We start from the raw sequence: 5,413 nt of genomic DNA on the forward strand, positions 1-5,413 counted from the left end.
GTCAATTAGTGGTAGCCGCTTAAATTGAGTGTAGAGAAAAGTTCCCAGTGGGGAGGGAAGTCGCGGTAAGTCTTGAAAAATTGGTGATTCAACTTCCAAACCTGCTGGTGAATATTGCGAAGAACGAGTCCAAGTAGTAAAAGGATTAATTTCTAATTCATTGATTAGGGAAAAAATATTTTTGTAAGGATACCAAAAGCCATGAATGCCAGCTTCAACAGATTTTCCGGCTGCTGTTTGCCAACCTGCCACCAGTCCACCGGGATAGGGGCCTGCTTCTAGAAGCGTCACATCATAGCCTTGTTTTGCCAAATGGTAGGTTGCTCCTAAACCAGCCCAACCAGCACCTACAACTACCACCCGTTTTTGTTGTGACCCTTCTACCATCCCAGCCTCCGATTGTTGCAGTCTATTAACTAATGTATACGAACTGTATACGAACTTGCCGTTCTCATCAGATGACGGCTTGCTATTACAACGGTTTTCGTTGGGATACAATACGTGCTTTGGTAGCATAGCTGTGCTAGCCTACGAACCATATTCCATTGAATAAAAACAGTTATAGACTTTAAAGAAAGCCTAATGTGGAGCAATTCAGTAAAAATCGCTTGCGGTTAATGCTGAGTTAGGAGTATAACAGGAAACAGACTTAACTATTGATGAGGAATAATCATAATGTCTCAATTAGCAAATGTAAAATCCAGTCTGAAGGACTTTGAATTACGAGATGGCATTTATTTTCCTAACGACTATGAACAATTGAATAATACTCAACATAAAAAAAGATGGGACGCAATTGGTAAAACATACTATGGTTCCCAAAAAATTGAAAAAGTTGCAGATACATCGCCCATCAAACAAGATTACACTCTATTAACTGGCACACCTGGAGGTACTTGGAACAAGTTCCCCTTGAATAAATCTGTTGATTCTATTTTAGAGATTGGTTGTGGTTATGGTCGCGCACCTTTACATCTATCTAAAGCGAAAAATTTGAGATGCGAAAAATATTATGGAATTGATATTTCTGAACCTTTGTTGCGGCGGTTACTCAAGGTTAAACAAGAATACAATTTTTTTCCTGAAGCTGAATTTAACTTAATTTGCAATTCTGCTGAAATATTGCCTTTAGAAGATAATTCTATAGATTTAGTAATTTCTAACTGCGTCTTTATGCATATCCCAGATGCACAATTAATAAATTTGTTGGCTGATATATCTCGCGTACTAAAACCTGGGGGAATTTTCGTTTTTAATCATTCCTTTCACAACAAGTCTTGTCCTTCTCATATTATCCATAATTTTATCAGAAGGCTGAATCCATTTGTGAGAAATCCAGTTTATCTCAAGCAATATACATCTGCTGAAATAAATGATATGTTAGCGACTGCTGGGATGAAGGCTAAGTGTCCCCAATACAGTGTCGAACCAACGCAAGAATATGCAATTTTGCCGGAAACCATTAAAGCAATTCCAGTGCCATTTGCTAATGCTATCAATAGAAGCCTTAAGCCATCAGATAGTTTAAAAGAAACTTTGGCTTATGGTTTTAGCGCTTACAGTACTCAACTGGACTAATTAAGAAAGTATTTTTTTGTCATAACACATCTGCCTTGAAAATAGGGAGTAGGGAGTAGGGAGTGGGGAGTAGGGACAAGAAATTTTCATTGCTCTTTGTGATAAGAACCCCACCCCGCCAAAGCTACGCTTTGTCTCCCCTCTCTTTGCAAGCGGGGAGGGGTGTTAGGGAGTTTTGCAAGAGGTCTAATGAACTGAATACAAAGGAACTACGGAAGCACAACATTGTTGTGCTTTTATTTTTTCAATAAATCTAAGCTACCAACTTTTACCAACATGTTTTAACTAAAGTTGGTAAATTAGGGATTAGTTGAGCTAATTCTTCCCTCTGCAACTATGCCATTGGATTTATCACCTCTTTGGATATCACTCAAAACTTCATTACTTGCTACATTTATCACATTCTTCTTGGGTATCGCTGCTGCCTACTGGATGCTGGGATATCGTGGCAAAGGTAAATCGTTGATTGAGAGTATCTTTATTGCGCCACTGATTTTACCACCTACGGTTGTCGGTTTCTTGTTGCTGCTATTTTTTGGCAAAAATGGCCCTGTAGGGAAACTCATGGAGACTTTTGACTTCACCATCGTCTTTACTTGGTATGGTGCTGCGATCGCAGCTACCGTAGTTTCTTTCCCTTTAATGTATAAAACTACATTGGGAGCTTTTGAACAAATAGATGGTAATTTGCTGCGAGTAGCCAGAACCCTTGGTGCAACTGAAGCCACAATCTTTTGGCGCATCAGTTTCCCCCTAGCATTACCCGGAATTGCAGCCGCCACAATGCTCGCTTTCGCCCGTGCTTTGGGAGAATTCGGGGCGACGTTGATGTTGGCTGGTAACATTCCAGGGCAAACGCAGACAATCCCAATGGCGATTTATTTTGCTGTGGAAGGGGGAGCAATGAATGAGGCGTGGTTTTGGGCGATCGCAATTATGGTAATTTCTCTATCTGGAATTATTGCAGTCAACTTCTGGCAAGAATTGAGGGAAAAGAGGAGGGGAGTAGGGAGTAGGGAGTGGGGAGTGGGGGGGGCAGGGGGAGCAGGGGGAGAAAATCTTTATACGTTGGACTCTAGTTTTGAATCTGGTGGATTGTTTGTCAACATTGAAAAAGTACTTCCTAGCTTTGATTTAAAAGTTGCTTTTACTACTGATGAGCAACCCTTGGGATTATTGGGGGGTTCTGGTGCAGGTAAGAGCATGATTTTGCGCTGCCTTGCGGGGATAGAAACGCCGACAAGAGGGCGCATAGTTTTAAATGGGAGAGTTCTGTTTGACTCAGAACAAGGAATTAATTTACCCAGCCGCGATCGCCGCATTGGTTTTTTAGTGCAGAATTATGCTCTGTTTCCGCATATCAGTGTGGCGCAAAACATTGCTTTTGGCTTGCCCAAAGGACTATCGGCTGGGAGTATTAAAGTGCAGGTAGAGGAGCAACTAATAGCGATGCAGTTGCAGGGATTAGGCGATCGCTATCCGCACCAACTTTCAGGGGGCCAACAACAACGGGTAGCTTTGGCAAGAGCATTAGCAAGTCAACCGGAAGCATTACTTTTAGATGAGCCGTTTTCGGCACTTGACACCCATCTACGTAGTCAATTAGAGCAGCAAATGACAGAAACTCTTGCTGGCTATCAAGGTGTGACTCTATTTGTTACCCATAATATGGAAGAAGCTTATCGGATTTGCCCAAATCTGTTGGTATTGGAGCATGGTAGAGCCGTTCATTATGGCAGCAAACATGATATTTTCCAGCATCCAGCTACTGTGAGTGTTGCCCAACTCACCGGATGCAAAAACTTGTCCCGTGCTGTTCTTCAGTCATCACAACAGGTAGAAGCGATTGATTGGGGTTGTACTTTGCAAGTAATTGAACCTGTCAAAAGCGAATTATCCTACATCGGCATTCGCGCCCATCAGTTCATTTTTACCAACGACTTATCACAGGAAAATACCTTTCCCTGCTGGTTAGTGCGAACAAGTGAAACGCCCCATCGGATAACGTTGTTTCTCAAACTACATTCGGCTGGCAAGAATTCTCAAGATTATCATCTGCAAGCTGAAGTCTTCAAAGAAAAATGGGCGACGATGAAAGACCAACCTTTTCCTTGGTATGTGCGTTTAGATCCTCTGCGCTTGATTTTAATGGAGTGAACGCAGAGATACACAAGACAGGGGGCATTGCATATTTGGGTGTTGCATAAAAAGTAAAACTAAATGTTAATCGATGTACTATAGCTTGTGAATTGTATCGCCAGTATTTTGCTTCTGAAAAGTTTGAAGAACCAGATTGGGAACAGAGCGATGCCGATAGAGGGGCGTTTCCCTACGGGATAGCTCGGCTTCACGCAACCTAGCTGCCGGGGCTTTGACATCGGTGCCGGATATCGTCAGCGATCATAACTTTTCAGACATTCCTCTAGAAAAAATATTTACAGTTTGGCAATTATTCTTCTGACTAGTGATACTTTTGAAGTATTTATCGCTGGGAAATTCAAAGTGCCACCAATAACGTATGCCATTTTTTGTAGCTCAGGCATCGATACAACTTCTGGGGACGGTGAAAAAATGACTGAAAATTCACTATTTGAAGAACCCGGATGAACTTGGCTGGAGTATATCCCTTTACTAAAGCTTCCAATCTTATTAAATCCAAAAAGTGTAAGGTTTCCCTTGCGGTTTTGATCCCAAGATTGTTTGAACTTTTTGAAATCTGCGTTTCGGTAAAGGATTGTAACTGTTGGATAGTTACTGATCAGTAGGCTTGTGAGTTGACCAAAGTCCCCCCATCAGCTAAAGAATTCAAATTATAATTAGGCGGTAATACGAATTTAAATCCTGTAACGTCCTGTGTGCCGTTCTTATAAGCCTCAGCAATCGGATCTTCATAGTACCAGCCAATATTAGTAGCTTGCTGCCAAGCTAGTGGCTCTATCGGGACCATAGTGTATCCTGGGTATTTAATCTCGATCAAGCTATCCTTACTACTCCCCTGAACCATTTGCATATTGTCATCAAAACTATTCTCTTGGGAAAACCGGAGTACCGAGCCAACAGAAAAGCTAGATAGACCTGCGATACTGGCGATCGCTTCTGTACTAGACTTTTCTGAAGTCTTAATATCAACCTTAATGATTTGTTGTTTGTTGTTCAGGTCATTTTCGATAGAAGCCAAGGAGCGGGAGATGCTGTAACCCACTTGAAAAGTTTGAGAAACTGCCCCTGTGTTAGGGTTAACAGTTTGCATACCACCATTTTGCCTAGTCGGATGAGAGGTATTGTTTATCATCTGGCGGACGATCCAATTTCCCATTTGGATCTCGGACTGGAGAAGGTTTACAGATTCCATAAGAGCTAGGTAGCTTGATAATTCCATTACAATTGGCTCTCCTGATACAGGCATTTTCGGGAGTAAATCCTTGATGTTCTGAGCATTTGCCATCTCCTTATATGTCAGTGGTAGCTTTTCTTTCTCTTGCCGACCGCTCCATTGGGAGCCAAAAACGTAGCTAATTACATAATCTATCTTGGTCAAAACAGCTTGATCCCCTAGCCTGTTCTGAGCCTTTTTTAGATCCTCAACAGTAATCTCACCAAAAATTCTTTGGTACTCGCTAACAATTAATTGAGCCTGAATACTTGTATGGCTCAACGCATCATTCAGCTTAGTTTGATCAGCTTGGCTTAATGTATATGTAATGCTGGATATAAGTTGGATATAAGCATTTGGGAACCCTCCAGGCCGAAGAGCTTGAGATTTCCACTGACACTCTGATTCCAGGACTGTTTAAAACTAGAGAAATTGGCGTTTTTGTACGTGATCGAGATCGTT

General features: G+C 41.7%; 4 protein-coding genes. 2 read left to right on the forward strand and 2 right to left on the reverse strand.

What is annotated here, in order from left to right; translation table 11 throughout:
• The coding region (locus LC574_RS24580; RefSeq protein WP_368736731.1) for an FAD-dependent oxidoreductase at positions 1–516 on the reverse strand (516 nt) is incomplete at its 3' end.
• Between the two features lie 159 nt (positions 517–675).
• Between LC574_RS24580 and LC574_RS24585 the strand changes: the two genes are divergently transcribed.
• Both LC574_RS24585 and modB read left to right on the forward strand, forming a co-directional pair.
• The gene (locus LC574_RS24585) at positions 676–1,578 is read left to right on the forward strand and encodes a class I SAM-dependent methyltransferase (RefSeq protein ID WP_229456168.1); all 903 of its coding nucleotides are present in this window, start codon (positions 676–678) and stop codon (positions 1,576–1,578) included.
• A gap of 336 nt (positions 1,579–1,914) precedes the next feature.
• Positions 1,915–3,735 carry a molybdate ABC transporter permease subunit gene (gene modB / locus LC574_RS24590; protein WP_229456169.1) on the forward strand — a complete coding sequence of 607 codons (1,821 nt, stop codon included), beginning with the start codon at positions 1,915–1,917 and terminating at the stop codon, positions 3,733–3,735.
• A 601-nt stretch (positions 3,736–4,336) separates the two neighbouring features.
• On the opposite strand, the gene LC574_RS24595 is transcribed toward modB, so the two are convergent.
• Positions 4,337–5,233: a hypothetical protein gene (locus tag LC574_RS24595; protein WP_229456170.1), complete on the reverse strand. Its 897-nt coding sequence runs from the start codon at positions 5,231–5,233 to the stop codon at positions 4,337–4,339.
• Positions 5,234–5,413: the final 180 nt, after the last annotated feature.

Origin of the sequence: Nostoc sp. CHAB 5715 (assembly GCF_020829685.1) — a bacterium.
Lineage (GTDB): Bacteria > Cyanobacteriota > Cyanobacteriia > Cyanobacteriales > Nostocaceae > Nostoc.

Excerpts from the sequence above, each read along its gene's own strand:
- LC574_RS24585 (WP_229456168.1), top strand. The coding sequence starts at position 676 with ATGTCTCAATTAGCAAATGTAAAATCCAGTCTGAAGGACTTTGAATTA.
- modB (WP_229456169.1), top strand. The coding sequence starts at position 1,915 with ATGCCATTGGATTTATCACCTCTTTGGATATCACTCAAAACTTCATTA.